28 protein-coding genes are annotated in these 25,341 nt (G+C 65.8%); 13 read left to right on the top strand and 15 right to left on the bottom strand.

Annotation, left to right across the window (positions count from 1 at the left end; translation table 11 throughout):
- Nucleotides 1-231 precede the first annotated feature (231 nt).
- Nucleotides 232-861, bottom strand: coding sequence for a DUF6088 family protein (locus ShzoTeo12_RS17195; RefSeq protein WP_318910630.1), 630 nt, complete (start codon nt 859-861; stop codon nt 232-234).
- Nucleotides 862-1,067: 206 nt separating this feature from the next.
- On the opposite strand from ShzoTeo12_RS17195, the gene ShzoTeo12_RS17190 reads away from it, so the two are divergent.
- From ShzoTeo12_RS17190 to ShzoTeo12_RS17175, 4 genes are all read left to right on the top strand, one after another.
- On the top strand, nt 1,068-1,307 hold the full coding sequence (locus tag ShzoTeo12_RS17190; protein WP_318910628.1) for a hypothetical protein: 240 nt from the start codon (nt 1,068-1,070) through the stop codon (nt 1,305-1,307).
- A gap of 147 nt (nt 1,308-1,454) precedes the next feature.
- Entirely contained in the window at nt 1,455-2,654 is a 1,200-nt protein-coding gene (cml, locus tag ShzoTeo12_RS17185) for a CmlA/FloR family chloramphenicol efflux MFS transporter (RefSeq protein ID WP_318910627.1), read from the top strand.
- A 173-nt stretch (nt 2,655-2,827) separates the two neighbouring features.
- Nucleotides 2,828-3,289, top strand: coding sequence for a carboxymuconolactone decarboxylase family protein (locus ShzoTeo12_RS17180; protein ID WP_318910625.1), 462 nt, complete (start codon nt 2,828-2,830; stop codon nt 3,287-3,289).
- Nucleotides 3,279-4,145: a sigma-70 family RNA polymerase sigma factor gene (locus tag ShzoTeo12_RS17175; RefSeq protein WP_318910624.1), complete on the top strand. Its 867-nt coding sequence runs from the start codon at nt 3,279-3,281 to the stop codon at nt 4,143-4,145. Before ShzoTeo12_RS17180 ends, ShzoTeo12_RS17175 begins: the two co-directional genes overlap by 11 nt.
- On the opposite strand, the gene ShzoTeo12_RS17170 is transcribed toward ShzoTeo12_RS17175, so the two are convergent.
- Nucleotides 4,142-4,711, bottom strand: a complete 570-nt coding sequence (locus ShzoTeo12_RS17170) for a methylated-DNA--[protein]-cysteine S-methyltransferase (RefSeq protein WP_318910623.1) — start codon at nt 4,709-4,711, stop codon at nt 4,142-4,144. The two genes, ShzoTeo12_RS17175 and ShzoTeo12_RS17170, sit on opposite strands and share 4 nt — an antisense overlap.
- A gap of 130 nt (nt 4,712-4,841) precedes the next feature.
- Here ShzoTeo12_RS17170 and ShzoTeo12_RS17165 point away from each other — a divergent pair, with 130 nt between their 5' ends.
- Both ShzoTeo12_RS17165 and ShzoTeo12_RS17160 read left to right on the top strand, forming a co-directional pair.
- The gene (locus ShzoTeo12_RS17165; RefSeq protein WP_318910621.1) at nt 4,842-5,900 is read left to right on the top strand and encodes a succinylglutamate desuccinylase/aspartoacylase family protein; all 1,059 of its coding nucleotides are present in this window, start codon (nt 4,842-4,844) and stop codon (nt 5,898-5,900) included.
- Nucleotides 5,901-6,019: 119 nt separating this feature from the next.
- Nucleotides 6,020-7,480 (top strand): phospholipase D-like domain-containing protein, encoded by a 1,461-nt coding sequence (locus ShzoTeo12_RS17160; RefSeq protein ID WP_318910620.1) that lies wholly within the window; start codon nt 6,020-6,022, stop codon nt 7,478-7,480.
- Here the strand turns inward: ShzoTeo12_RS17160 and ShzoTeo12_RS17155 are convergent.
- Nucleotides 7,452-8,294, bottom strand: a complete 843-nt coding sequence (locus tag ShzoTeo12_RS17155) for an endonuclease/exonuclease/phosphatase family protein (protein ID WP_245424851.1) — start codon at nt 8,292-8,294, stop codon at nt 7,452-7,454. The two genes, ShzoTeo12_RS17160 and ShzoTeo12_RS17155, sit on opposite strands and share 29 nt — an antisense overlap.
- Nucleotides 8,295-8,502: 208 nt before the next feature.
- Between ShzoTeo12_RS17155 and ShzoTeo12_RS17150 the strand changes: the two genes are divergently transcribed.
- The 3 genes from ShzoTeo12_RS17150 to ShzoTeo12_RS17140 are packed head-to-tail and all read left to right on the top strand — an operon-like array spanning nt 8,503 to nt 10,692.
- Nucleotides 8,503-9,672, top strand: coding sequence for an amino acid aminotransferase (locus tag ShzoTeo12_RS17150; RefSeq protein WP_318910618.1), 1,170 nt, complete (start codon nt 8,503-8,505; stop codon nt 9,670-9,672).
- Nucleotides 9,673-9,679: 7 nt separating this feature from the next.
- Nucleotides 9,680-10,300: a YitT family protein gene (locus ShzoTeo12_RS17145; RefSeq protein ID WP_318910617.1), complete on the top strand. Its 621-nt coding sequence runs from the start codon at nt 9,680-9,682 to the stop codon at nt 10,298-10,300.
- Between the two features lie 47 nt (nt 10,301-10,347).
- Nucleotides 10,348-10,692 (top strand): ArsC family reductase, encoded by a 345-nt coding sequence (locus ShzoTeo12_RS17140; protein ID WP_318910616.1) that lies wholly within the window; start codon nt 10,348-10,350, stop codon nt 10,690-10,692.
- Here the strand turns inward: ShzoTeo12_RS17140 and ShzoTeo12_RS17135 are convergent.
- From ShzoTeo12_RS17135 to ShzoTeo12_RS17125, 3 genes are all read right to left on the bottom strand, one after another.
- Nucleotides 10,689-11,546, bottom strand: coding sequence for an NlpC/P60 family protein (locus tag ShzoTeo12_RS17135; RefSeq protein WP_318910614.1), 858 nt, complete (start codon nt 11,544-11,546; stop codon nt 10,689-10,691). The genes ShzoTeo12_RS17140 and ShzoTeo12_RS17135 overlap by 4 nt on opposite strands.
- Nucleotides 11,547-11,565: 19 nt before the next feature.
- Entirely contained in the window at nt 11,566-11,916 is a 351-nt protein-coding gene (locus ShzoTeo12_RS17130) for a MarR family transcriptional regulator (RefSeq protein ID WP_119257347.1), read from the bottom strand.
- A gap of 91 nt (nt 11,917-12,007) precedes the next feature.
- Nucleotides 12,008-13,399: a M17 family metallopeptidase gene (locus tag ShzoTeo12_RS17125; RefSeq protein WP_318910613.1), complete on the bottom strand. Its 1,392-nt coding sequence runs from the start codon at nt 13,397-13,399 to the stop codon at nt 12,008-12,010.
- A 132-nt stretch (nt 13,400-13,531) separates the two neighbouring features.
- Here ShzoTeo12_RS17125 and ShzoTeo12_RS17120 point away from each other — a divergent pair, with 132 nt between their 5' ends.
- Nucleotides 13,532-14,347 carry a tetratricopeptide repeat protein gene (locus ShzoTeo12_RS17120; RefSeq protein ID WP_318910612.1) on the top strand — a complete coding sequence of 272 codons (816 nt, stop codon included), beginning with the start codon at nt 13,532-13,534 and terminating at the stop codon, nt 14,345-14,347.
- An 82-nt stretch (nt 14,348-14,429) separates the two neighbouring features.
- Here ShzoTeo12_RS17120 and ShzoTeo12_RS17115 read toward each other — a convergent pair whose 3' ends face one another.
- From ShzoTeo12_RS17115 to ShzoTeo12_RS17075, 9 genes are all read right to left on the bottom strand, one after another.
- On the bottom strand, nt 14,430-15,404 hold the full coding sequence (locus ShzoTeo12_RS17115; protein ID WP_318910610.1) for a type II secretion system F family protein: 975 nt from the start codon (nt 15,402-15,404) through the stop codon (nt 14,430-14,432).
- A gap of 10 nt (nt 15,405-15,414) precedes the next feature.
- Complete coding sequence (locus ShzoTeo12_RS17110; RefSeq protein WP_119257343.1) at nt 15,415-16,425, bottom strand: type II secretion system F family protein; 1,011 nt, start codon at nt 16,423-16,425, stop codon at nt 15,415-15,417.
- An 18-nt stretch (nt 16,426-16,443) separates the two neighbouring features.
- Nucleotides 16,444-17,931 carry a CpaF family protein gene (locus ShzoTeo12_RS17105; protein WP_318910608.1) on the bottom strand — a complete coding sequence of 496 codons (1,488 nt, stop codon included), beginning with the start codon at nt 17,929-17,931 and terminating at the stop codon, nt 16,444-16,446.
- Nucleotides 17,932-17,969: 38 nt separating this feature from the next.
- Entirely contained in the window at nt 17,970-19,256 is a 1,287-nt protein-coding gene (locus ShzoTeo12_RS17100; protein ID WP_318910606.1) for a CpaE family protein, read from the bottom strand.
- Nucleotides 19,257-19,258: 2 nt separating this feature from the next.
- Nucleotides 19,259-19,972 (bottom strand): CpaD family pilus assembly protein, encoded by a 714-nt coding sequence (locus ShzoTeo12_RS17095; protein WP_318910604.1) that lies wholly within the window; start codon nt 19,970-19,972, stop codon nt 19,259-19,261.
- 35 nt (nt 19,973-20,007) lie between these two features.
- The gene (locus tag ShzoTeo12_RS17090; protein WP_119257339.1) at nt 20,008-21,465 is read right to left on the bottom strand and encodes a type II and III secretion system protein family protein; all 1,458 of its coding nucleotides are present in this window, start codon (nt 21,463-21,465) and stop codon (nt 20,008-20,010) included.
- A 14-nt stretch (nt 21,466-21,479) separates the two neighbouring features.
- The gene (cpaB, locus tag ShzoTeo12_RS17085) at nt 21,480-22,298 is read right to left on the bottom strand and encodes a Flp pilus assembly protein CpaB (protein WP_119257338.1); all 819 of its coding nucleotides are present in this window, start codon (nt 22,296-22,298) and stop codon (nt 21,480-21,482) included.
- Between the two features lie 111 nt (nt 22,299-22,409).
- A complete protein-coding gene (locus ShzoTeo12_RS17080) occupies nt 22,410-22,916 on the bottom strand; it encodes a prepilin peptidase (RefSeq protein WP_318910602.1) in 507 nt (168 codons plus the stop codon).
- A gap of 112 nt (nt 22,917-23,028) precedes the next feature.
- On the bottom strand, nt 23,029-23,232 hold the full coding sequence (locus ShzoTeo12_RS17075) for a Flp family type IVb pilin (RefSeq protein WP_119257337.1): 204 nt from the start codon (nt 23,230-23,232) through the stop codon (nt 23,029-23,031).
- 321 nt (nt 23,233-23,553) lie between these two features.
- On the opposite strand from ShzoTeo12_RS17075, the gene ShzoTeo12_RS17070 reads away from it, so the two are divergent.
- The 3 genes from ShzoTeo12_RS17070 to ShzoTeo12_RS17060 all read left to right on the top strand — a co-directional run bounded on the left by ShzoTeo12_RS17070 (nt 23,554) and on the right by ShzoTeo12_RS17060 (nt 25,285).
- Nucleotides 23,554-23,967, top strand: coding sequence for a pilus assembly protein N-terminal domain-containing protein (locus ShzoTeo12_RS17070; protein ID WP_318910600.1), 414 nt, complete (start codon nt 23,554-23,556; stop codon nt 23,965-23,967).
- A gap of 122 nt (nt 23,968-24,089) precedes the next feature.
- Nucleotides 24,090-24,698, top strand: coding sequence for a TadE/TadG family type IV pilus assembly protein (locus tag ShzoTeo12_RS17065; RefSeq protein WP_318910599.1), 609 nt, complete (start codon nt 24,090-24,092; stop codon nt 24,696-24,698).
- Entirely contained in the window at nt 24,698-25,285 is a 588-nt protein-coding gene (locus tag ShzoTeo12_RS17060; protein ID WP_245424850.1) for a TadE/TadG family type IV pilus assembly protein, read from the top strand. Before ShzoTeo12_RS17065 ends, ShzoTeo12_RS17060 begins: the two co-directional genes overlap by 1 nt.
- The last annotated feature ends 56 nt before the right edge of the window (nt 25,286-25,341 follow it).

The following is a 25,341-nucleotide window of genomic DNA, read 5'->3' as shown; positions in this document are numbered from 1 at the left end:
TAGTATGGAACTGGCCCCGGATCAACACGGGGTGCACCCCGTGTTAGTTCTGTATATGTTCTATATGCTTATATGTCCAGTCGAGCAAGTGCGGCCAAGGACATGCGGGCTTACCAAGCAGCATCTAACCGACCCGGGAGTCCTTTTCCGACGATCGTATTCGCCGTCCCGCGGGCTGCGCCTGGTTCCCAGAAGACGGCGGCGCGGTCCCTGCCGGGAAGCAGGGCGACCTTATCCATTGCTTCCGGCCAAATCTGCGCTGGCGATCGAGGCGAGCGTGGGCCGCATCCAGGCGGGAGCCTGAGTGGCGGAGGCTGCGAGGGTCTTCTTGTCGGAGGCCGACAGATGATGAGCCGCGACCTGCGCGACATCGGTGGCGCGCAGCGGACCCACATGCCGGAGCGCCTGAACGACGGTGCCCGCCGGGCTGCCGGGAGCGATCAGGTGCTTGGGGGATGCGTGCCGAAGGTCGACCACGCGCTTGCCCAGCACCACGCGCCGGGACGGCCCGTCGGTCAGGTAGGTGTTCTTCGCCGGCATCTGCGTCGTCAGGCCGAGGGCGTTCGCGGCCCGGGCGCCAGCGATCTGCACCTGCGATCCCGTCTCACGCGCCAACGCCTGCGCGATGTCATCGGGCGTGGGAGAGAGCTGACCGAGTTTCGGATGGAGCTTGGGGTAGTCATACAGGCCACGGGTTAGGCGACGCAGCGCGCCGTTCTTGACCAGTCGCGAAAGAGCCTGATCGACCGCTGCGCGTGCGGCAACGTCGAGGAAGTCGCTGGGCGTGAAGACGCCGCCGCGACCGCTGGAGCGGACGCGCTTCATAATCCGATCGGGAACCGATGTGACCAGCGTTTTCATGTGTCAGAAAATAGCGTATGTTTTTCTGACATTCAAGGTCTGCGAATCCTGCTATGAATAGCCGGTCTCCAGCAAAGGGGGCGTTGCGGGGTCTCCCCGCAGAAGGGGTCGGCCGAGACCTTGGGCTCGGCCGCAGGGGAAGGCTTTCCCCTCATACCGGACTATTTCCCCTGATCGCTTTCCGAATCTCCCAAGCAGGATGGAAAATGGAATCGCGAGTCGGTATGATGCAGCTCTTGCGAGGACATTCGCCGTCTGTTCCGCGAACTGAAGAGGCGACCGTCACCAGCGATAGATGGCGAAAATTTTTTCGAGCCAAACAGCTGAAAAAACCCAATGATTTCAAGAGGGATAGCTTTTTGACAGTGGGTGCAACGGCATATGGCCCTCAAAAATATTTTTTCGCTTTGTTTTTCAATGGCTTAATCTATAGCGCAAACAATTGAGTGGGAATAACGGGGGCTCGCATGCGGGGATCCAAGAAAGCAGTGAAATAAGCCGCAACGACAACCTTGTTGTTGCGGCGTTCTGCTGAACCCTTTCAGACTACAGCGCAGACGCCGCCGGATTTCTCATTCAGCGGATGATCAATCATGCGTATTCGTGATCCACGCGCGTGGACCTACAGCCTGCCGGCAGCGCTGCTGCTGCTGGCTCCCTTCAACATTCTCGCTTCGCTCGGCATGGACATCTACCTGCCGGTCGTTCCCGCCATGCCCGCGATCCTGCGGACGACACCGGACGTGGTGCAGCTCACCCTGACGGTGTACATGATCGCGCTCGGCGTCGGGCAGGTGCTGTTCGGCCCGCTCTCCGACCGTATCGGCCGCCGGCCGGTGCTGATCGCGGGGGCGGTGATCTTCGCCGCCGCCTCCCTCGGCCTTGCCATCACGACCTCGGCGCCGCTGTTCGTGGCGTTACGGCTCGTGCAGGCCATCGGTGCCTCGGCGGCGCTCGTAGCGCTCTTCGCCACGATCCGCGACGTCTATGCCGACAGGCCGGAAAGCGCCGTCATCTACAGCCTGATGAATGCCATGCTGGCCTTCGTTCCGGCCCTCGGGCCGATTGCCGGCGCGCTGATCGCGCGGGCCTTCGGCTGGCAGGCGCTGTTCGTCGCGCTCGCCCTTCCCGCGATCGCGATGCTGTTCGTGGCCTTGCCGAAATGGCACGAGACGCGCCCCGTCGAGGCGATGGCGCAGAAGCGCGCCTTCGGTCCCGTGCTGGCGAGCCCTGCCTTCTGGACCTACACGCTCGCCTTCGGCGCGGCCATGGGGACGTTCTTCGTCTTCTTCTCGACCGCGCCGCGTATCCTGATGGATGGCGCCGGCCTTTCCGAACTGGGCTTCAGCCTCGCCTTCGCGACCGCCGCCCTGGTCATGATCGCGACGGCGCGGTTTGCGGAAAGGCTTGTCGAGCGCTGGGGCATTGCCGGCTGCACGGTGCGCGGCATGGCGCTGCTGCTCTCCGGCGCAGCCTTGCTGGTCCTCGGGCAACACCTGCTGGGGGCGTCCTTCTGGAGCCTCATGCCGCCGATGTGGCTGATGGCGGTCGGCATCGTGCTGACGGCATCCGTCTCCGCCAACGGCGCGCTGCAGGCCTTCGCCCATGCCGCCGGCACCGCAGTCGCGCTGCATTTCTGCGTACAGAGCCTGATCACCGGCATTGCGGGCACGGCCGCGGTCGTGCTGCTCGACGGCACCACCGTCTGGCCGCTGGCGGGCTATGCGGCCTTGATGGCGGCGGCCACCCTGCTCATGCTTGCCCGCCTGACAAGGCGCTCGCTGCGCGACTGAAAATCCGGGCGGGGCAGTCCTCGGGCTGCCCCGCCCCCTTGATCTCGATTTCCCCCTTATGCAATGGCGCCGGCTTGCGCTCGTGGCCATGGACGTAAAAAAATCCGCAGCTCCATGTCACATCCTGCCTTCCTGCGTCGTCATGGCGGTGTAGGATCGAAAAGGAGACTGGAATGTCCGCTCGCATGACCGATTATTTCAAACGCGCCGAACCTGCCTTCAGGGCGATGTACGCGCTGGAAGCCGCTCTCAAGGCCAGCCCGCTGGAGGCGAGCCTGCTGCATCTCGTCAAGGTGCGTGCCTCGCAGATCAACGGCTGCGCCTATTGCATCCATATGCATGTCGGCGAGGCCCTGAAGGACGGCGAAGACCAGATGCGGCTCCATCTGCTGGCCGGCTGGCGCGACTCTTCCCTCTATAGCGAGCGGGAACGGGCGGCGCTGGCCTGGACGGAAGCGCTGACGCTGGTGGCGCAAACGCATGCGCCGGACGAGGACTGGGCAGCCCTCGAGGCCGCCTTCACGCCCGACGAGCAGGCATGGCTTTCCGTCGCGATCGGCGCGATCAATGTCTGGAACCGCGTGCAGGTCGGCTTCCGCGCCGAGCATCCGGTCGACCGGCGCCATGCGGCGTGACGACCCGGCAACGGACGTCTTCGAGGCGCAGCGGCCGCGGCTGCTGCGCCTTGCCTATCGTATGCTCGGCTCGCACGCGGAAGCGGAGGACGTCGTGCAGGAAGCTTGGCTGCGTTGGCACCGCAGCGACCGCGCGGCGGTGACCGAGCCCGCCGCATGGCTGACCCGCATCGTCTCGCGTCTCTGCCTCGACGCGATGAAATCCGCCCGCGCACGGCGCGAGACCTATCCCGGCATATGGCTTCCCGAACCGCTGATCGAGCCGGCGGACGACGAAACCCGCGCCGACAACATCACCCTCACGCTCATGATGGCGCTGGAACGGCTTTCGCCGCTGGAGCGCGCCGCTTTCCTGCTGCATGACGTCTTCGACCAGCCGCTCGACGACATCGCGGCAACACTGAAGCGCAGCCCGGCGGCCACCCGGCAGCTTGCGGCGCGGGCCCGCGCCCATGTGCGGATCGACCAGCCGCGCTATGAAATCCCCCGCGAGGACGGCGAGGCGCTGACGCGCGCCTTCTTCGAGGCCTGCCGCGTCGGTGACGCCGACGCGCTCGGCTCCATGCTGGCGACGGACGCGACGCTGCGCTCGGATGGCGGCGGCAAGGTGCTCACCTTCCCGAACGCCATCCAGGGCGTCGACCGGCTGGTCCGCCTCTTTCTCGGGCTGTCGCGGAAGCTGGGCGCGCGGATGGAATTCCTGGGCCATGCCGTGATCGATGGCCTGCCCGGCTTCGTAAGCCGCATCGACGGGCACATGCAGACCACGGCCGTGGAAATCGTCGAAGGACGCATCGCCGCGATCTACATCACCCGTAATCCGGACAAGCTGACGAGCCTGACGCAGCCTGCCTAAAACCCGAACGACTGCTGCGCCGGCTCCGGCGGGGCGAAGGAAATGCCCTCCAGCGCCAGCATCTTCACCTTGGAGGATGCGCCGCCGGGCGCCGAGAAGCCGCCGACCTTGTTTCCGGCAGCCAGCACCCGGTGGCAGGGGATGATGAGGGCGACGGGATTCTTCGCCATGGCCTGGCCGACCTCGCGCGCGCCTTCGGGACCTGCGCCGAGATCGCGGGCGATCGTGCCGTAGGTCGTCGTCTCGCCCCAGTGCACGCGCCTCGCGGCATCGTAGATCGCCCGGAAGAACTCACTCTGGCCGGCAAGATCGAGCGGCACGTCGGTAAAATCCGCTTCCTCGCCGGCGAAATAGCGCTGCGCGGCTTCGATGGCGCGAGCGATGGCCGGCGGCGGCTCGGCAGGCTCGGCGGCCTCGGCATTTTCGAGACGGCGCAGCAGCAGGCGCTGCGTCCTGGCGGCGTCCTCGCCGGGCAACTGGAAGCGCACGACACCCGCCGCCGTCCAGGCGATGCCGCAGGGTCCGCTCGCCGTTTCGAAGATATGATACTGGGTCTTGCCGGTCATTTTCGGCTCCCGTTCCCGTCTTGCCACAAGATCGGGCTTTGCCCGGCCGGTTTCAACCCGTTTCTTGCCGGGGCTTGCGCCATCCGCAACCAATTCGCATAACGCGGCAAACGATTTGAGGAGAAACGGCGTGGAGCGTTCCGAGATCATCATTGGCGGGGATACGGCAGGCATCGAATGGCGCGTGCCGGTCTTCCGCTTCAAGGGCAGCGACAGCGCGGCACCCTCGGCCTATATCCAGGCGGCGCTGCATGCCAACGAGCTGCCCGGCACGGCGCTCCTTCACTTCCTGCTGGAACGCCTGCGGAAGGCGGATGGCGAAGGCGCGATCCGCGGCGACATTACCGTCGTGCCGCAGGCCAACCCGATCGGCCTTGCCCAGTACCATTTCGGCGAGATGGAGGGCCGCTTCGATCTCGGTTCGCGCACCAATTTCAACCGCGATTTCCCGCTGGTGGCACTTGCCGGGCGGGATACGCTGCTCGAAACATTCGAAAGCCGCAGCGCCGCCGACCGGCTGAAGCGGACGCTGCTCCATACGGCGCTCGGCGCGGACCTCGTCCTCGACCTCCACTGCGACGACGAATCCCTGCAATATGCCTATATCGACGAGGCCTTCTGGCCCGAGGCGGCGGACCTGGCATCGGCCCTCGACATGGAGGCCGTGTTCCTTTCGGACGGCGAAAGCACCGCCTTCGAGGAGGCCGTCGGCCATGCCTTCAAGCGCCAGGGTGGCGACAAGCTGAAGAGCGTACCCGGCCGCCTTGCCGTCACCGTCGAGCTGCGCGGCCGGCGCGACGTCTATCCCGACATGGCGCGGCACGATGCGGACGGTCTCTGGGCCTTCCTCGCCGGCCGCGGCGTCGTCACCGATCCGGCGCATGAAGCGAAGCCCTATGCGGGACCCGCCGTGCCGCTCGACAATATCGAGATGGTCAAGGCGCCCGAGCCCGGCACCGTGCTCTTCCACCGCGATATCGGCGACGAGGTGAAGGCCGGCGACCTCATCGCCACCCTCATCGTCCGGCCGGGCGAGCCCGGCGGCACGCTCGCCGTCACGGCCGGCCATGACGGGCTGATCGCCACGCGCTGCTCGGCCCGCTACGCGCGCCGGGGCGACGACCTGATGAAGATCGCCTGCCGCGAAGCCACCCGCAGGGACCGCAAGCCGGGCACGCTGGAAGACTGACGGGGGGCCCACAAAAATCTTCGCGCGGGGGATGGCCTTCCCCCTCGCATTCGTATCGTCCGAAGCAATATATAGAAGCAGCAAAAGAGCTTGCCGCCTTGGGATGATCCGCACGCATCATGTTTGAGACGCTCTCCGCCTACTGGCCGCATATCCTCGTCGCGCTGTCGATCGTGCTCGGCGTTCCCGCCGCCATCCATGCGACGATGACGAAGGAGGAAGTGCGCGCGGCGATCGGCTGGGTCGGCGTCATCGTGCTGTCGCCGGTGGTCGGCGCGCTGATCTATGCCGTCGGCGGCGTGAACCGCATCCGGCGAAAGACCCTCAATCTCGGCCGCGAGGGCCTGCTCGCCGCCGGCTGGCACCATCTCGACGAATACGACGTCTCCAACGCCCATATGCAGGTGCGCTTCGGCGGGGCGCTCGCCGCCATGCAGCGCCTTGGCGACGCCGTCGGCCGCTGCCGGCTCACTTCGGGCAACCGCATCGCGGTGCTCTCGACCGGCGACGAGGCCTATGCGGCAATGCTCGCCGCCATCGCCGCCGCCGAGCGCTCCATCCTGCTCGAAACCTACATCTTCGACCGCGACAAGGCCGGCGAGCGCTTCGTCGAGGCGCTGTCGGCGGCGGTCGCGCGCGGCGTCGAGGTGCGCGTGCTGATCGATGCGGTCGGCGCGCGCTATTCCATTCCCTCCATCGTCTCGGAGCTGCAACGCGCGAAGGTGCCGACGGACGTGTTCAACGGCAACATCGTCATGGGCCTGCGCCTGCCCTATGCGAACCTGCGCACCCACCGGAAGATCCTCATCGTCGACGGCACCACCGCCTTTACCGGCGGGCTCAACATCCGCGCCGGTTTCTGCGCGGAATTCGCCGGGCAGGCCGCGGCGCTCGACACCCATTTCCGCCTCACCGGCCCCGTCGTCAGCGACCTCTTCCGCATCGCCTACGAGGACTGGCGCTTTTCCGGCGGCGACGACCTTTCCGGCGAGGCCTGGCGCATTCCGCCGCCGCCGGACGCGCCGGATACCGGCATGCTCGCCCGCGTCGTGCCCTCCGGGCCGGACAAGAGCCTGGAGACCAACCACCGCATGCTGATGGGCGCGCTGTCGGTCGCCAAGAAACAGATCCGCATCATGTCGCCCTATTTCCTGCCCGACCGCGAACTGATCAGCGCGATGGTCACGGCGGCGCGGCGCGGGGTGGAGATCGACATCGTCGTGCCCTCGGCCAACAACCTCAAGCTCGTCGACCTCGCCATGACCGCACAGTTCGACCAGTTGCTCAAATACGGCTGCCGCATCTGGCGCGCCTCCGGCGCCTTCAACCATTCCAAGCTGACGGTCATCGACGACATCTGGACCTATGTCGGCTCGTCGAACATCGATCCGCGCTCGCTGCGGCTGAACTTCGAGGTGGATATCGAGGTGATCGACCCGGATTTCGCCGACCGCATCACCGGGCGCATCACGGCCGCGCTGTCGAATGCCGAGGAGGTCACGCTGGAGGCGCTCAATGCGCGGCCCTTCGCCCAGCGCCTCGTCGAGCGCATCACATGGCTCGGCTCGCCCTATCTGTAGACGCGCCGGCACGCTCCCAGACGACCTTGAGGTCGATATGGGCCTTGATCGGCAGGTGATCGGACGCCACGCGCGCCAGCGGCGAATCGTGCACCTCGACGGAGGTGACGAGGTCGTGCGGATGGCCGAGCGCCCGGTCGAGCGCCAGAACCGGAAAGCGGGAAGGAAAGCTCGGCACCGCGCCGGAGGCCGGATCGAAGGTCGGCTGCAGGCGCGAGAGCGACGAGCGCCGGCCGACGCGCCACTCGTTGAGATCGCCGACGAGAAGGGTCGGCATCTCCTCCTCTTCCGCGACGGAGGCGAGGATCGCCATCGCCTGCTGCTCGCGCGAGCGCTTCAACAGGCCGAAATGGGCGGCGACGAGCCTCAGCTTTCCCACCGGCAGGTCGAGATGGACGACGAGGGCGCCGCGCGGCTCGACGCCCGGCAGCTTCAGCTGCCGCACGCCGCCCACCACGCCCTTGCGCATCATGATCATGTTGCCGTGCCAGCCGTGGCCGGAGGAGGACAGCGCGTTGATCGGCACCGGCACGAGGCCGCAGTCGCGCTCCAGCGCCTCCAGGTTCAGCAGGCCCGACCGCTCGCCGAAGCGCTTGTCCGCCTCCTGGATGGCGATGATGTCGGCATTCATCTCGGCGATCACGCTCGCCGTGCGCTCGGGATCGAAGCGCCGGTCGACGCCGACGCATTTGTGCACGTTGTAGGACGCGATGACGGTGTCGCCCGGGCGATTGTTTTCCGGCGGCCGGTGGCCGCGGCGATTGCGAATGGCCGCAAGCAGCGCGGCCGACGTGATCTTGCCGTTCCTGTCCAATGGACCTTCCTCGTGCACCCTCCCATCATATGGGGGCGGGCTTCCTCTCGGCAACCGCCCTGCGGCAAGAAGGTTCCGAAAAGTCGGGGCGGCGCGGCGCCCGGGAGGCAATGCAAGCGTCTTGCGCCTTGCCCGCAATATCATGGTCGAATTTTCGGGCGATTTGTCCTAAACCGGTTCCACCCTCCAGCCAGACAGGAAACCGGCCATGTTCGATGCCCTCACCCGCCAGCCCGACGATCCGCTGCTTGCCCTGATCGGCCTTTTCCGGGCGGACGAGCGCGCCGGCAAGGTGGACCTCGGCGTCGGCGTCTATCGCGACGAAACGGGCGTCACGCGGGTCTTCCGCGCGGTCAAGGAGGCCGAGCGCCGCCTCGTCGAGACCCAGCAGACCAAGGCCTATGTCGGGCCGGAAGGCGATCCCGTCTTCCTCGAACGCCTGTGGGCGCTGACGACGGGCGAGGCCGGCCGCGGCCGCGCGACCGCCGGACTGCAGACGCCCGGCGGCTCGGGCGCTTTGCGCCTTGCCGGCGACCTCATGGCGCGCACGGGCACGCGGCGCATCTGGCTCGGCCTGCCGACCTGGCCGAACCATGCCAGCATCTTCACGGCCGCCGGCCTGGAGGTCGTCACCTATCCCTTCTTCGACATCCCTTCGCAGGCCGTTCTCTTCGAGCGGATGATGGAGGCGCTTTCCGGCGCCGCGCCGGGCGATGCCGTGCTGCTGCATGCGAGCTGCCACAACCCGACGGGGGCGAACCTCAATACCGAGCAATGGCGCGCCGTTGCAGCGCTCGTTGCCGAGCGCGGCCTGCTGCCGGTCATCGACATCGCCTATCAGGGCTATGGCCGCGGCCTCGACGAGGACGCGGCGGGCCTGCGCATCCTGCTCAGCGCCGTGCCGGAGGCGCTGGTCGCCGTTTCCTGCTCGAAGTCCTTCGGGCTCTACCGCGAGCGCACCGGGGCGATCTATGCCGTCTGCGGCAGCGCCGAGACGGCGCTGACCGTGCGCAGCAATCTCGCGGCGCTCGCCCGCGTCAGCTATTCCATGCCGCCGGACCACGGGTCCGCGGTCGTCAGCATGATCCTCGGCGACGAGGCGCTGATGGCGGACTGGAAGGCCGAGCTCGAATCCATGCGGCTGCGCATAACCGCGATCCGCGAGCGCCTTGCCGCGGGCCTTTCGAGGCGCTGGCAGGTGCTGACCGCCATCCGCGAGCAGGAGGGCATGTTCTCGCTGCTGCCGCTCGAGGAGGCGGACGTGATGAAGCTCAGGGCCGAGCACGCCATCTACATGCCGACCTCCGGCCGCATCAACATTGCCGGCCTGAAGACGGCGGAGGTCGACGCCGTCATCGAGAAGTTCCTGAGCCTGTGAGGACGCGATGACGGCCGAGACAGCTGCCCCGCCCGAGCGCCATTCCGTCTACGAGGATGTCATCGCCATTGTCGTCGGCACGATGTTCGTGGCGCTCGGCGTGGTGATCTACACCAAGGCCGTGCTGCTCGCCGGCAGCACGGCGGGCCTTGCCCTCCTCCTGCAATATGCGACGGGCAGCGGCTTCTGGTGGCTGTTCTTCGCCATCAACCTGCCCTTCTACGTGCTTGCCCTGCACAAGCTCGGCTGGGCCTTCACACTGCGGACCTTCGCCGCGGTAACGCTGGTCTCGATCCTTACCCGGCTCACATCCGGCCTGATCGGCTTCTCCCATCTCGATCCGCTCTATGCGGCGGTGATGGGCGGCGCGCTTTCCGGCACGGGCCTGCTCATCCTCTTCCGCCACCGCACCGGGCTCGGCGGCATCAATGTGCTGGCGATCTACCTGCAGGACCGGTTCGGCCTGCGCGCCGGCTATTTCCAGCTCGGCGTCGACCTTGCCATCCTCGCCGCGGCCTTCTTCGTCATCCCGGCGGACCGGCTGGCGCTTTCGGTGCTCGGCGCCGTCGTCGTCAACATGACGCTCGCCATCAATCACCGCCCCGGCCGCTATCTCGGGGTGACGTGACCTCCGCGGCGCTCTATGAAAGCGGCACATGACATGAGGAGAGACGCGTGACCGTCACGATCTACGGCATCAAGAACTGCGACACGATGAAGAAGGCCCGCACCTGGCTCGACGCCAGGGGCATCGCCTATCGCTTCCACGACTACAAGGCGGAAGGCATCGACGAGGCGAGCCTTGCGCGCTGGGTCGATGCGCTCGGCTGGGAAACGGTGCTCAACCGCGCCGGTACCACCTTCCGCGCCCTGCCGGACGGCGACAAGCAGGACCTCGACGGGAAGAAGGCCATCGCGCTGATGATCGCCCAGCCGTCCATGATCAAGCGCCCGATCCTCGACCGCGACGGGCAGCTTACGGCCGGCTTCAAGCCGGAGATCTACGAGACGTTATTCTAGACCGGACGGCGATAGCCTGTCGGCTGCTGGTAGAGATAGGCGGTGCGCTCGACGGCGGCGGCCAGCGGCTCGCGGGCGACGCTCATCGTATGGCCGTTGGCATGGATGATGGTCGTCTCGTCCTCCATGATCGCCACATGACCCTTCCAGAAGACGAGGTCGCCGCGCCGCAGTTCCTCGCGCGCGACGGGCGCGCCGAGGCCAGCGGCCTGCATGTCGGAATCGCGCGGGGCGCTTCGCCCCGCCATCATCATGGAAAGCTGTACGAGGGCCGAGCAGTCGAGGCCGAAGCCGGAGCGGCCACCCCACAGATAGGGCGTTTCGAGGAAGCGGCCGGCAATCGTGACATAGTCGCCGCCCGCCGTCCCGCCGGCCGGCAGGCAATGGCCGGCAATGACGGACTGGCCGCCTTCCAGCGTGAAATAGCGCGTGCCGCGCGTCTCGCTCTCGCCGACGATCGTTAGCCGGCTTCCGATGGAAAGCACGAAGGCGGCGGGTGTCCTGAGGTCCGGGCCGGTATAGGCGAAAGTGCGCGGCACGCCGACGACATGGGTGGCGGGCGCCGCGGCCGCATCCAGCGCGGTTTCCGGCAGGTAGCCGACATAGCCGTCGAAATCCGACTTAACCCAGGCCCAGCCGGCGGCGCGGTCGAGCACGCGCACGCCCTCGCCGAACAGGACCTGCGTGTCGATGCCGGCGGCCTCGTCCGGCCGGGGTCGAAGGGCGGCGACGGGCACGGCGATGCGGGCCGGCACGCCCGTCACATAGCGCCCGGCGGCGACGGTGCCCTTGAGGGCTTCTTCGGCGAGGTCCGGACGGAAGGCGTTGAGGCGGCGGTCTGGCAGGGCGTTCATGATGTTCTCGCGGAAGCCTTCAGGAATTCTGGGCGCGGGCCCTGGCGATGATAACATCGCCGAGATGTTCGAGATAGAGTGCCCCCTCGACGGTGCGCTTGATGACGACGTTGCGGCGGTCGCGCTCGTCGCGCAGGCGGGTGACGAGCCCCTGCTCGCCCATCGTGTCGAGCGCGCGGGTGATCACCGGCTTGGTGACACCGAGCTTCGCGGCGAGCCCCCGCACGGTATGCGGCGGGGGCACAAGATAGATCTCCAGAAGGATGGCGAGCTGGCGCAGGGTCAGGTCCCGTCCGTCCTCGCGGACCTGCTCCACGGCGACCGCGTGCCAGAGGCCGAGCGCCTGCGAGGGGGTGAGATCGAGCGGCACGGGTCCTCCGGGCGTTGCTGGCGCAATCGCGGGCGCGACCATCGGCTTCCCGCGATCGTTACGCTACCGTATCAACCGCCCGAAGGAAAGCTCAGGCGGTCATGCCGCGCAGGTGGTGGTAGAGCGCGCGGATCGCCTGCGCCTCGCCGCCGACCGGCGAATGTGGCCGCTCGGCCTGCGCCCAGGCATAGATGTCGAAATGCGCCCAATGCCGGTTGCGCGTGACGAAGCGCTTGAGGAAGAGCGCGGCCGTGATCGAGCCGGCCATGCCGCCGGACGGGGCGTTGGTGAGGTCGGCGATGCGGGCGGAGACGTCCTTGTCGTAGCCCATGTAGAGCGGCATGCGCCACATCGGATCGTCGACCGCAAGGCTCGCCTCGGTGAGGTCGTGGGCAAGGTCGTCGTCGTCGGTGAAGAAGGGCGGCAGGTCCGGGCCGAGCGCGACGCGGGCGGCGCCCGTCAGCGTTGCCATGTCGACGATGAGGTCGGCCTCCTCCTCGTCGGCATAGGCGAGCGCGTCGGCAAGGATCAGCCGGCCCTCGGCATCGGTATTGTCGATCTGCACGGTCAGGCCCTTGCGGCTTTTGTAAATGTCGCCGGGGCGGAAGGCATTGGCCGAGATCGAGTTCTCGACCACCGGCAGCAGCACACGTAGGTCCACCTTCAGCTTGGCGTCCATGATCATCAGTGCGAGGCCCATGACATTGGCCGCGCCGCCCATGTCCTTCTTCATCAGTAGCATGGAGGAGGCCGGCTTGATGTCGAGGCCGCCTGTGTCGAAGCAGACGCCCTTGCCGACGAGCGTCACGCGCTTGTGGCCCTTCTTGCCCCAGCGCAGTTCGAGGAGACGCGGCGCCTGCTCCGAGGCGCGGCCGACCGTGTGGATGAGGGGGAAGTTCTCCTTGAGAAGATCATCGCCCGCGATCACCGAGACCTTCGCCTTGTAGTGCTCGCCGAGCGCGCGGAAGACGTCTTCCAGCGCTTCCGGGCCCATATCGTTGGTCGGCGTGTTGATGAGGTCGCGGGCGAGGAAGACGCCGGCGAGCTGGCGCTTGATGTCGGCGGCGTCCGCGTCGGTCGGGATGAGCAGGGTCGGCGCCTCGGAGGCCGAGGCCTTGTAGCGCTCGAAACGGTAGCTGCCGAGACCGTAGCCGAGGGCGAGGCGGTTGGCCGTCAGCGGCGCGGTCTCGATATGCCAGTCGCCGGCGGGCAGCGTGCGGGCGAGCTTGCCCGTCAGGAAAGGCGCGTCGGACGGGTTCCTGCCGAGGCCGAACAGCGCCCCGCCGAGATGGCCGTCGGCCGTCGGCACCATCAGCAGCGCACCCGATTCTGCCTTGAAGCCCGCCTTCTTCGCCCAGTCGAGCGCGATCGGGTCGATCGTGCCGGTTTCGATATGGGCCGGCGTGATCGCGAAGATCGGCAGCGTCCTGCCGCCTTTCGTGTTGAAGGGAGAGGGCCGGTCGATGAACTGGAAGGGGGCCATGGCGAACCTTTGGAGAGAGCCGGGAATCGGGCAATTAACACTCTGTTAGGGTTAACAGATTATTGCTTGAGTGGAGATTGCGGCGTGATTCTTGACGCCGCGGGGATGCGAAAATCGCTTCGGGGACCGATCATGGCTATCAGCCGCACGCGTTCGTCACTTCGCTCGGCGCTTCTGAGAGGGGCGGCGCTGCTCGCCATCACGGTGGCGGTGGCGAGCTGCGCCAGCAAGAACAACCCGACCACGGGCTCGATCCCCACGACATCCAAGCCGGTCGGCGCGATGAACGCGACGGAACTGCGCGGCGCGGCCGACAGCATGGGCAAGGCCTACGAGAAGAACCCGCGCGATCCCCAGACCGGCATGAACTATGCCAGCGTCCTGCGCATGAACGGGCGCAACGACCAGGCGCTCGCCGTCATGCAGCAGGTCGCCATCAGCAATCCCGACAACCGTGAAGTGCTGGCCGCCTACGGCAAGGCGCAGGCGGCGGCCGGCCAGCTCCAGCAGGCGCTCGACACGATCCTGCGCGCCCAGACGCCGGACCGGCCGGACTGGAAGCTGAAATCGGCCGAAGGCGCGATCCTCGACCAGCTCGGCCGGTCGGGCGAGGCCCGCCAGCGCTACCGCGAGGCGCTCGACCTGCGGCCGAACGAGCCGTCCGTGCTCTCCAATCTCGGCATGTCCTATCTCCTGACGCGGGACCTGAAGACGGCGGAGACCTATCTGCGCTCGGCCGCCGGCCAGCCCGGCGCCGACAGCGGCGTGCGCCAGAACCTGGCGCTCACCGTCGGCCTGCAGGGGCGGTTCCAGGAGGCGGAGACCATCGCAAGGCAGGAATTGACCGCCGGGCAGGCCGAAGCCAATGTCACCTATCTGCGCTCCATGCTGACCCAGCAGAACGCCTGGAAGAAGCTCGCCGCGGACGACAGCGGCAGCACCAACTGAAGCTTATCCCAGCGTCCCTCCCAAGACGCCAACGCCCCGGCCGATTGCTCGACCGGGGCGTTTTTCGTCTAATTGGCCGCCTTCAGAAGCGGTCGGAAACCTGGATGCCGGCGGGGCCGAGAATGACGGCGACGAGCACCGGCAGGAAGAACAGGATCATCGGCACGGTCAGCTTCGGCGGCAGGGCGGCCGCCTTCTTCTCCGCCTCGTTCATGCGCTGGTCGCGGCATTCCTGCGCCAGCACGCGCAGCGCCTGGGCGAGCGGCGTGCCGTAGCGCTCGGCCTGGATGAGGGCCTGCGTGACGGACTTGACCGTGTCGAGCCCGATGCGGGTGCCGAGGTTATCATAGGCCACCCGCCGCTCCTGCAGGAAGGAGAGCTCGGCGGTGGTCAGCACCAGCTCCTCGGCCAGTTCCGGCGAGGCCATGGCGATCTCATCGGCGACGCGCTTGAAGGCGACTTCGATGGAAATGCCCGATTCCACGCAGATCAGCATGAGGTCCAGCGCATCCGGCCAGGCGCGGCGGATCGATTTCTGGCGTTTCGACACCTGGTTGGAGACGAAGATGTTCGGCGCGTAGAAGCCGAGATAGCCGATGGCGACGGTGGCGAGGATGCGCATCGGCAGCGGCTTGTCGGCGAGGAGGCCGAGATAGAAGATGTAGAAGCCGGCAAGCGTCAGGAAGACGAAGGGCAGGACGAAGCGCGCGAAGAGGAAGATGTTGAGGGCGTTCTGCGAGCGATAGCCCGCCTGCTTCAGCCGGTTCACCGTGTTGGCGTCGACGAGCGCCTCGCGCAGGTTCAGCCGTTCGACGACCTGGCGCACGGAGGTGTTGTGCTGGGCGCGCAGCGACGCCTTGCTCTGGACGGCCTGCGTGTTGAGGCGCGCCCGTTCGCGCGCGCGCATCTGCTCGCGCTCCAGCGCCACCGCCTTCATGCGCTTGCCGAGGTCGCCGCGGTCGAGATAGGGCGCCGCCAGCGTGTAGAAGGTCGCCAGCACGGCGATCATCACAAAGGCCGGCAGCAGGATGGCGGGATCGGTAAGCGTGGCGACCATGGTCTCGGCCCTAGATGTCGAAGTTGATCATGTTGCGCATCACCAGGATCCCGATCGACATCCAGAAGCCGGAAATGCCAAGGATGAGATGGCCGCGCGGATCCTGGAACAGGATCATGATGTAGTCCGGCGAGGTCAGGTAGACGAGAAAGGCGACGATGAACGGCAGGGCGCCGATGATCGCCGCCGAGGCTTTCGCCTCCATCGACAGAGCGTTGACCTTGGCGCGCATCTTGCGGCGCTCGCGCAGGACGCGGGAAAGGTTGCCCAGCGCTTCGGAGAGATTGCCGCCCGCCTGGCTCTGGATGGCGATGACGATCGAGAAGAAGTTGACTTCCTGCAGCGGGATATTGGTGAACATGCGGGCGCAGGCTTCCGGCACGCTGAGGCCGACCTGCTGGGATTCGACGACCTTGCGGAATTCCGTCTTCACCGGCTCCTGGCCTTCGGCCGCGATCAGCCGCAGCGCATCCGTCAGGGGAAGACCGGACTTGATGGAACGCACCATCACGTCGAGCGAATTGGGAAACTCCTCGAGGAATTTGTTCATGCGGCGCTTGACGAGGAAGCCGACGAGCCAGCGCGGCAGGCCCGCCCCCATGATGAAGGCGACGCCGAGCGAGATGAGAAGCCCCGCGCCGGCCACGAGCGTCAGCACGAAGGCGAAGAGGCCGAAGATCGCGCTGAAGACGTAGAATTTGGCGGGCGTGATCGATAGGCCCGCCTGCATCAGCTTGGCCTTCAGGGTCGTGGCGATGCGCCGCGTCTGCTCCTGCTGCTTCTTTTCGAGGTCCTTCAGGGATTCCTGCACCGACTTGCGGCGCTTGGAGAGTTCCTGCATGCGGTCGCGCGCCGCCTTGGCCTTGTTCTGGTCTGTTTCGGCGGACTGGACGCGGCGGAAGCGGCTTTCGGTCTTCTTCTCCGCCTCGATGCGCGAGAAGAGCACGCCATAGGCAAGGCCGGCGGTGGAGAGCGCCGCCAGCGCGAAGATCGCAACGATGGTGATATCCAGCCCGAACATCCGCGCTACCCCCTGCCCTTACGGCTTTTCCATCGCGTCGAGCGTTGCCGCCAGGCGCCTGTCCTCGTTGAAGTAGCGGGCGCGCTCCCAGAAGTGCGGCTTGCCGATGCCGGTGCCCATATGCTTGCCGATGATGCGGCCGTTGGCGTCCTCGCCCTGCATGTCGAAGCGCATCAGGTCCTGGGTGACGATGACGTCCCCTTCCATGCCGACCACCTCGGTGATGTGGGTGATGCGGCGCGAACCGTCGCGCAGGCGCGAAGCCTGGATAATGACGTCGATGGAGCCCGCGATGATCTCGCGCACCGTCTTGGCCGGCAGCGTATAGCCACCCATGGCGATCATCGATTCCATGCGGGAGAGGCATTCGCGCGGCGTGTTGGCATGGATCGTGCCCATCGAGCCGTCGTGACCGGTGTTCATCGCCTGCAGGAGGTCGAAGACCTCCGGTCCGCGCACTTCGCCGACGATGATGCGCTCGGGACGCATGCGCAGGCAGTTCTTGATGAGATCGCGCATGGTGATCTCGCCCTCGCCCTCGATATTCGGCGGGCGGGTTTCGAGACGCACGACATGCGGCTGCTGGAGCTGAAGTTCGGCCGAGTCCTCGCAGGTGATGACCCGCTCGTCCCGGTCGATATAGTTGGTGAGGCAGTTGAGCAGCGTCGTCTTGCCCGAGCCGGTGCCGCCGGAGATGACGAGGTTGCAGCGCACGCGGCCGATGATCTGCAGCAGCGCCGCGCCCTCCGGCGTGATCGAGCCGAAGCGGACGAGCTGGTCGAGCGTCAGCTTATCCTTCTTGAACTTACGGATGGTGAGCGCGGTGCCGTCGATGGCGAGCGGCGGGGCGATGACGTTGACGCGCGAGCCGTCGGGAAGGCGAGCGTCGCAGATCGGGCTCGATTCGTCGACGCGGCGGCCGACCTGGCTGACGATGCGCTGGCAGATCGAGAGGAGCTGGGCGTTGTCGCGGAAACGGATCTCCGATTCCTGCACCTTGCCGCCCACTTCGATATAGGTCTTGCCGGCGCCGTTGACCATGATGTCGGCGATGTCGTCGCGCGCCAGCAGCGGCTCCAGCGGGCCATAGCCGAGAACGTCGTTGCAGATATCGTCAAGCAGTTCCTCCTGCTCGGAGATCGACATCGCGAAGTTCTTGATCGTGATGATGTCGTTGACGATGTCGCGGATTTCCTCGCGCGCGCTTTCCGTGTCGAGCTTTGCGAGCTGCGACAGGTCGATCGTATCGATCAGCGCGGAGAAGACCTGGCTCTTGGTATCGTAATAATCTTCGGTGCGCGGCGAGCGGCGGCGGCTGGAAGCGGCGGGCGCGGGGGCCGGAGCCGCCACCGGCGCAGGCGCCGGCTCGAAGACGGGCTGGGCCACGGGCGCGGGCGCGGCCGGCCGTTCGGCCGTCACCGTCGCGGCGGCCGAAGGCGCGGCATGGGGCATCTGGCCCGCTACGCCGCTCTTGCCGAAACCGTCATTGCCCCGTTTGCCGAACATGCCACGTCATCCAGTCTGTTGCATCGCCCCTTCGGGGCCTACTTGCGTCCGATCAGGCCCAGCATCTTGCCGAGCCCGGCCTTCTTGGGTTTCTTCACCGTCGCACGGCCCGTCACGAGATGGGCGATCTGCGAGAAGGTTTCCGCGGTCGGCGACTTGCGGTCCATTTCCGCGATCATGCGGCCGCTGTTGGCGGCCGTGCCGAAAAGCTGCGCGTCGAAGGGGATGATCGCGACCGGCTCGATGCCGAGCGGCTCGCAGAAATCCGCCGGGGCGATTTCCGGGCGCTTCGGCAGGCCGACCTGATTGAGGATCAGGTGGGGCTGCTTGTCGTTCGGCCTGAGCTTCTTCAGCGCGTCGAGCATGTTCTTCACGTTGCGCAGGCTCGCAAGGTCCGGCGTCGCCGTGATGATCAGCTCGTCCACCTCGGACAGCAGCGTGCGGGTCCATTCGGACCAGGCATGCGGCACGTCGAGCACCGTCACCGGCGCGCTGCGCTGCAATACTTCGAGGACCGGCTGGAAGGAGCCCCGCTCCAGATCGTAGGCGCGATCCAGCATCGAGGGGGCGGCCAGAAGCGAAAGATGCTCCGAGCATTTCGTCAGGAGGCGGTCGAGGAAGACCTCGTCGAGGCGGTCCGGCGCATAGATCGCCTCGGAAATGCCCTGCGGCGGGTCCTGGTCGAAGTCGATATTCGCCGTGCCGTAGGGCAGGTCGAGGTCAGCGAGGATCACCTCGGTCTGGAACAGGTTGGAGATGTCGAAGGCGCAATTGTGCGCGATGGTCGAGGAACCCGCACCGCCCTTGGCGCCGATGAAGGCAAGCGAGCGGCCGAGGGGCTCGGCCTCCGGGTCGATGAAGATCGCCGCCATGGCGTTCAGCACCTCGGCCATGCCGATCGGGCCGACCATATATTCGGAAATGCCGTTGCGGATGAGATCGCGATAGAGCGCGATGTCGTTGTAACGGCCGACGATGATGACCTTGGTGGAGGGATCGCAGACCTCGGCGAGCGGCGCGAGCTCGTCCATGATGGCGTGCGGCTCCGCCGAAGTCTCGAGGATCAGGAGGTTCGGCGTCGGCGCGCTGGCGAACATGTTGGCCGCCGCGGCGATGCTTGCGCTGGAGATGCGCAGGCTGACCTTCGTCATGCGCCGGTCCTGCCCGCACCGTTCCATGGTGCGCAGCATGGCCTCGCTCTCGCAGAAGGCGTGCACGGAGATGCGCGGCAGCGGGCGCACGGCCTCGAGGTCCGTCGGACGCACGGCCTCGTCCGCCTGGTCCTGCGCGGCTTCGCTCGTGAAGGTGTAGTCGACCGTGCTCATCGTCACATTTCCTTCAGTTCGGTATAGGCGCCGCGGTATCGTTCAAGCGCCTCGCCACGCTGCGTCGCGTCGGCCGGCGTCATGCGGCGCGGGCCGAGAAGGTCGTTCGGATCGGCCATCTGGGCGGCAAGGTTGTTCTGCGTGGCGCAGCCGAAATTGTAGTAGTTCTTGTTCTCGAAGGTATTGATCGTCAGGTCCTCCGGCCATTGCCCGCAAGCCTGCGTCGAGGCCGCGATGGCGAAATAGCTGAGACGGATCGGCGCCGCCTCGTCCGGATCGGTGGCGGAATAGCTTTCGATCATGATCTTGCGGGCCGGTATGCCGTGGCGCCCGAGCAGCTTGCGAATCTGCCGGCCGGCGACCGATGTCGCGGCGTCGTTGCGCGCGCCGCGCGGCAGGATGACACGGAACATGCCGGAGGAGTCGGCGGAGTAGCCGGAGGCAAAGCCGGCGATGACCTCGCTCTGGCCACGGGTCAGCTGGCTGGCGCCGGTGGCGATCGGGATATCGATGGTGCGTTCCTGCTCGCCGACGACGATGGGATGGCGCGTGCGGTAATCATCCGGCAGCGAGCCCGTCGCGCGGCGGTCGGCGCAGCCGGCAAGGGCGACGGCGAGCGCCGCCACGGCGAAGACGGCGACGGTGCGGCCGTTCCGGGTGCGGCCATTTCTGGTGCGGCCACGTCTGGTGCGGGTGGTGTGCATTTCGTTTGCCATTGGCTGGGTCCGTCCCTTCGTCACGTCGCACCCGATCACTTGTAGATGAAGCCGACGCTACCTTCGTAGCGCTGGGCCGGCAGGCCGTTCTTGCGGCCGTAGAGCTGGTTTACCTGGCCGAGGAAGACGCTTGCCGCGTCATTCGCCGGATTGAAATTGTCGTCTGGCCGGGCCAGCGCGTTCCGGTTGACCGGCTTGACGAGATAGGGCGTGGCGATGATCACCAGTTCCGTCTCGTTGCGCTCGATGGACTTGCTGCGGAACAGCGCGCCGAGGACCGGCACCTTGGAGGCGCCCGGCGTTCCGGACACGGTCTGCTGGACATCGTCGCGGATGAGGCCGGCCAGCGCGATGGAGCCGCCGGACGGCAGCTCGACGACGGTCTCGGCGTCGCGGCGGCGGTATTCTGCAGTGTTCGCTCCCGAGACAACCGGCTCCGACACCTTGGTCTGGATGCGCAGGCCGATGCGGCCGGAGGAAAGCACGGTCGGCGTGAAGCCGAGCGAAATGCCGTATTGATAAGTCGTCGTCGTGACGCCGCCGTTGCGGTCGGAGATGTAGAACACCTTCTCGCCGCCGGAATTGAAGGTTGCCGACTGGCCGGATACCGCCGTCAGGGTCGGTTCGGCCAGGGTGCGGATCGCCTTGGCCTGCTCAAGCGCGCTCAGGGCCGCCCGGATGCCGAACTTGCCGATATTTCCCGCAACAGTGCCCGACAGGCCGTCCTCCGCAGCATTGAAAACCAGCGTGTCCAGGCTGGAGCCGGATTTGTTGACGCGGCTGAAGGTGTTGTCGAAACCGAGCTGCTTCAAAACCTCGCGGCGGATTTCGGCGACCGTCACCTTCAGCGTGACCTGATCTTCGCCCTCGATCTGCAGCATGTTGACGACCTGGGAGGTCTGGCGCCCTTCGCCGAAGATCGCCGAATCGCCGTTGTTGCCCTGCGAGACCACCGTGCGGGTGGTCGCTTCGCCGCCCTTGAGGAAGATCTGCGCGAGATTGACCGCCTGGGTGGCATCCTGCGGCGTGCGCACGGAGCCGGAGAGCACGATGTTGTCGGAGATGATCTCCACCTGGATATCGGAATCGGGGATGAAGCGGCGCAGCTGCGTCTGCAGCCCGCTGACATCACGCTCCACATTGAGATCGATGCTGACGATCTCCTCGCCATTGGGGCCGAAGACGAAGATGTTGGTCTGGCCGACTTCCTTGCCGAAGAGATAGATGCGGCGCGAGGTGCGCGTGACGGCATCCGCCTTGACCGGATCGGCGACGAGGATGTCGTGCGCGTCGGTCGGCAGGTCCACGACGATGGCCTTGTTGAGGCCGAGGCGCACCGACTTGCGCACGCCCGCGCCACTTTCCTGGATGCGGATGATCGACGACGTTGCCGCCTCGGCGACCTGGCCGGGAAGCGGGAGACCGGCAAAGGCCAGGCAGAAGCTCAGCCCGCCCGCGACAGAAGCCCGAAAAATCCTTGTGATTGCAAACACGGGTCAGCTCCTGCTCATTGCTCTGCGGTTGCGGCGGCGGCAGTGGTGCCGTTGACGATCGAACCGGTCTTGATCACCTGGATCTGCGGCCGGCCCGCGCCGCCGCTGAGGAGATAATCGGCTGCCCCGGTATCGGCTTCCTGGGCGTCGGCGACGCTGCGCAGCGCCAGCGACAGGCGCTCGGCCATCTGCTGGGCGACGGCGATCACCTTGGTCTGGTCGGGGGTCAATTCGAGCGTCGCGGTGGTGCCGACGACTGCCTTCGAACCGTCCGGATTCTCCTGGATCTGCTGGTCGATGGCGAGGACGCGGACGTTCGACAGGATCGTCTCGGTGAGATAGGCGCCCGAATCGCCCTTGCGCACCATGGTCACGTCGACGCGGTCGTTGGGCAGGATGAAGCCGCCGGCACCGGTCGCGACCGAGATCTCCGTCGCGACGGCCCGTTTTCCGGCGGGAAGCAGCGACGACATGATGCGGCTCGAGGAATCGGCGATCTTCTCCTGACGGATCGGCTCACCGTTGAAGATCGGCATGCGCGCGATGGCGCCCTTGAGCGTCTCGATCGCATCCGGCCGGCTCTTGTCGGTGATGAAGCCTTCGACGACGGAGCCTTCCGGCCAGGCCGCCCAGGCGACCACATCGGGATTGAGCCGCGCGCCGACCGGCAGGCTTTCCTTGGCGACGAGCACGTTGATCGTGGGCTCGCGCTCCACGACGGTCTGCGTCTCGATCACCGAGGGGCCGCCGCGGGCAACCTGCAAGGCAAGAAATCCTGCCACGCCCGCCGAGACGACGGCGACTGCCAGAATGATGATTCGTGCCGGTTTCATGTGGTTTCCCTGAGCTGCGGAGTCTCCTGTCAGCCCACATTGACCGGCAATGGTGTAATTATGGTTAATAAGCGCCTTACAGCTATGGTTAACGGCAGGTTGACGCCGCCCTCAACCGCCGAGCGCGGCGAGCATCAGCGGGGAAGACGGATAGGCCATGAAGGCCCCGATGCCGATGGCGATGCCATAGGGTATCTTCTTCGCCATGACGAGGGAGTCAGGCACAGGCAGGCCGCTGGCGAGAATGGAGTTGGTGTGCGCCCGCAGCGACAGGATAGCCAAGGTCAGGACACCGCCGAGGAATGACACATAGACTAGAAATTCGATTAGCGAAAATGTCAGGCCGAACCACACCGCGCTCGCCGTCAGAAGCTTCGCATCGCCACCACCCATCACATTGAAGGCGAACAGCGCGAAGCACGCCGAAAAGACGATGGCACCGGCTGCAAGATGCATCGCGATCTCTGTCATACCGAGACCGACGAGGGGAGCCACAATGAAAAACGATGCAAGAAGGATTGCAGACACCCGGTTTGGAATGAGCATCGTGAGGAAATCTGAACAGGCGGCAACTGCCAGGCAAAGCGGGAAAACCACAAAGATGATCGCCTGAGTCATGATGATCTCCATTTTGAAGCAGAATGCATCTGGCAGGTTTCAGGAAAGATAATCCTGAAAACAGAAAGCCGCCTTTGCATGAAAGGCGGCTTTCTCATCAAGCAAGTTTCATTTAGTTGGTGGGGGCGGTCTTGGTCGTACCGTCCGCGCCGATGTTCATTTTCTTCGACAGGCCCGTGAACTGGTTATTCAGCGAGCCGCCAAGCGCGCTGGCGCCGGCGATGAGGGCGACGGAAATCAGGGCGGCGATCAGGCCGTATTCGATGGCGGTTGCGCCAGACTCGTCCTTCATAAGGCGAGCGAAAATCTTGGTCATGGTATTCTCCTAGCTCCACGATGTTGGTTCAGCACGTCCGCCAACTGTTTCCGTTGTTCGGATGACTGCAACCTACAGGCAGGCCATTTCCATCGACTTAAAGAGTTGGGTTACCGAAACCTTAAGAAGAGGTCGCTGGATTTAGGGTTAACGATGCGTAAAATGCCGGTATTTGCACGCTCTTTCGCCGCTTCGGCCGTTTTCGCCGCAAGAACGCGCCCTGAGCGCCAGGGTTGAATCGAGAATGCCGGACTTCCGCTTAAACCTTCATTCACCATTCTTGGCGATGCTGTGGGCGTTTCTTTATCGGGATGACTGTTTATGGGACGCGACCGGACCTTCGCTGCGGGTGCAGCAACGCTTGCGACGACCGCCTTCGTGTTGCTGTCGGCGGCCACTGATGCGGCAGCGCAGGAGCAATTCCTGCGCGTCTATATGGATCACGCCCGCGTCCTGCGGCTCGATCGTCCGGTCAGCAAGGTCATCGTCGGAAATGCGGCGGTGGCGGACGCGACCGTCGCCGACGCCCAGACCATCGTGCTCACCGGTCGCAACTTCGGGACCACCAATCTCGTGCTGCTCGATGCGGACGGCAACGCCATCGTCGACGAGCGCGTCCTCGTATCGATCGACGAGGGCAATACGGTGCGCGTCTTCCGCCAGACGGACCGCTCCGTCCTCTCCTGCACGCCCAATTGCGAGCAGCATGCCAGCAAGACGGCCGGCAGCAACTGAGCCGCAGTCCCGCTTCGGGCGTCCTGATGCGGGAAACCGGTCGAATCTTCACGGCCGCACACACGAAATATAAAGGGTCTGCCGCCTAGTCTGGCCTTCTCGATCCTTGGGAACCGCTCGCGATGTCGCTCGATCATGACACAGCCCCCCGGCGGCGGCCGATTAAGGGCCTGTTCCGACGCCTCCTCCGGCGCCGCGACGGCGCGACGGCGATCGAGTTCGCGATCCTCGCCATTCCCTTCTTCGTCATCGTCTTCGCCTCGATCGAGACCTTCGTGGCCTTCATGGGCGACCAGCTGCTCGCCAACGCCACCGACACGATGGCGCGCAAGATCCGCACCGGCGAGATCCGCGCCGCCTCGGCCGCGACGAACGCCACGACGGAGGCGCAGTTCCGCACGGCGTTCTGCGAAGAGATCAAGATTTTGATGCCCTGCTCGGCGACGGAGGTGGCAAAGCCGGACAAGCTGTTCCTCGACGTGCGCCATTTCGACAAATATTCCGATATTCCGTCCACCGTGCCGCTCGTCGACGGCGATCTCAGCACCAAGGACTTCAAGTTCGATCCCGGCGGCAAGAAGACGATCAACATCGTCCGCGCCTATTATCGCTGGGACGTCATAACCGATCTCGTCCGCCCGATCCTGTCCAACATCCGCGCCGCCGACGGCTCGCGGCAGAACTACCTGATGGTGGCGACCGTCATCATGCAGAGCGAGGACTATCCGTGATGGGCAAGACCATGGCGACGTCCGGATCGGGATCGGGCCTCCTTCGGCACCTGCGCCGCTTTGTGGACGACCGCCGCGGCGTCGGCGCCATCGAATTCGCCATCGTCGCGCCGCTGCTCCTCATGACCTATATCGGCGCCTTCGAGATCACCGTCGCGGTGACGATGTCGCGCAAGATCAGCCGCGCCTCGAGCACCGTTTCCGACCTCCTGACCCGGACAGAGACGACGAACAAGACCACGCTGGATTCGATGAAGGACGTCACGAAGAACATCGTCGCGCCCTTCTCGCAGGACGGTTACTCGCTGAAGATCACCGGCATCGCCATCGACAGCAGCGGCAAGGCGACCGTCGCCTGGTCGCGCGACCAGGCATCCGCCGTTCCCTATGCCAAGGGAACGCCGGTGACCCTTCCCACCGAGATGGACGCGAAGGGCACCTTCATCGTGCGCACGGAATTCTCGGTGCCGCATACGCTCTTCCTGATGGCGCCGGGGCTCGCTTCGAACATCAACAAGATCAATCTCTCCAAGACGAGCTATTTCCGCCAGCGCACCGGCACGGCAATCGCCTGCGGCGATTGCTGACGCGCCTCCCCGCGACGGATTTTCCTTGAACGCCGCTCGGCGGGCATGCCATGTCA

The organism is Shinella zoogloeoides, from assembly GCF_033705735.1.
Classification (GTDB): domain Bacteria; phylum Pseudomonadota; class Alphaproteobacteria; order Rhizobiales; family Rhizobiaceae; genus Shinella; species Shinella zoogloeoides_A.
The sequence above is the reverse complement of the archived record's forward strand: the minus strand, read 5'-3'. Positions and strand labels throughout refer to the sequence as shown.

Bases quoted from the DNA above. Each gene is read 5' to 3' on its own strand.
- ShzoTeo12_RS17135 (WP_318910614.1), bottom strand. From the start codon at position 11,546: ATGAACGCCCTGCCAGACCGCCGCCTCAACGCCTTCCGTCCGGACCTC.
- ShzoTeo12_RS17105 (WP_318910608.1), bottom strand. From the start codon at position 17,931: ATGTTCGGCAAACGGGGCAATGACGGTTTCGGCAAGAGCGGCGTAGCG.
- ShzoTeo12_RS17160 (WP_318910620.1), top strand. From the start codon at position 6,020: ATGTTTGAGACGCTCTCCGCCTACTGGCCGCATATCCTCGTCGCGCTG.
- ShzoTeo12_RS17060 (WP_245424850.1), top strand. From the start codon at position 24,698: ATGGGCAAGACCATGGCGACGTCCGGATCGGGATCGGGCCTCCTTCGG.
- cml (WP_318910627.1), top strand. From the start codon at position 1,455: ATGCGTATTCGTGATCCACGCGCGTGGACCTACAGCCTGCCGGCAGCG.
- ShzoTeo12_RS17100 (WP_318910606.1), bottom strand. From the start codon at position 19,256: ATGAGCACGGTCGACTACACCTTCACGAGCGAAGCCGCGCAGGACCAG.
- cpaB (WP_119257338.1), bottom strand. From the start codon at position 22,298: ATGAAACCGGCACGAATCATCATTCTGGCAGTCGCCGTCGTCTCGGCG.
- ShzoTeo12_RS17125 (WP_318910613.1), bottom strand. From the start codon at position 13,399: ATGGCCCCCTTCCAGTTCATCGACCGGCCCTCTCCCTTCAACACGAAA.
- ShzoTeo12_RS17190 (WP_318910628.1), top strand. From the start codon at position 1,068: ATGGAATCGCGAGTCGGTATGATGCAGCTCTTGCGAGGACATTCGCCG.
- ShzoTeo12_RS17120 (WP_318910612.1), top strand. From the start codon at position 13,532: ATGGCTATCAGCCGCACGCGTTCGTCACTTCGCTCGGCGCTTCTGAGA.
- ShzoTeo12_RS17095 (WP_318910604.1), bottom strand. From the start codon at position 19,972: ATGGCAAACGAAATGCACACCACCCGCACCAGACGTGGCCGCACCAGA.
- ShzoTeo12_RS17065 (WP_318910599.1), top strand. From the start codon at position 24,090: ATGTCGCTCGATCATGACACAGCCCCCCGGCGGCGGCCGATTAAGGGC.
- ShzoTeo12_RS17080 (WP_318910602.1), bottom strand. From the start codon at position 22,916: ATGACTCAGGCGATCATCTTTGTGGTTTTCCCGCTTTGCCTGGCAGTT.
- ShzoTeo12_RS17110 (WP_119257343.1), bottom strand. From the start codon at position 16,425: ATGTTCGGGCTGGATATCACCATCGTTGCGATCTTCGCGCTGGCGGCG.
- ShzoTeo12_RS17195 (WP_318910630.1), bottom strand. From the start codon at position 861: ATGAAAACGCTGGTCACATCGGTTCCCGATCGGATTATGAAGCGCGTC.
- ShzoTeo12_RS17145 (WP_318910617.1), top strand. From the start codon at position 9,680: ATGACGGCCGAGACAGCTGCCCCGCCCGAGCGCCATTCCGTCTACGAG.
- ShzoTeo12_RS17115 (WP_318910610.1), bottom strand. From the start codon at position 15,404: ATGGTCGCCACGCTTACCGATCCCGCCATCCTGCTGCCGGCCTTTGTG.
- ShzoTeo12_RS17075 (WP_119257337.1), bottom strand. From the start codon at position 23,232: ATGACCAAGATTTTCGCTCGCCTTATGAAGGACGAGTCTGGCGCAACC.
- ShzoTeo12_RS17170 (WP_318910623.1), bottom strand. From the start codon at position 4,711: ATGACCGGCAAGACCCAGTATCATATCTTCGAAACGGCGAGCGGACCC.
- ShzoTeo12_RS17070 (WP_318910600.1), top strand. From the start codon at position 23,554: ATGGGACGCGACCGGACCTTCGCTGCGGGTGCAGCAACGCTTGCGACG.
- ShzoTeo12_RS17175 (WP_318910624.1), top strand. From the start codon at position 3,279: ATGCGGCGTGACGACCCGGCAACGGACGTCTTCGAGGCGCAGCGGCCG.
- ShzoTeo12_RS17180 (WP_318910625.1), top strand. From the start codon at position 2,828: ATGTCCGCTCGCATGACCGATTATTTCAAACGCGCCGAACCTGCCTTC.
- ShzoTeo12_RS17150 (WP_318910618.1), top strand. From the start codon at position 8,503: ATGTTCGATGCCCTCACCCGCCAGCCCGACGATCCGCTGCTTGCCCTG.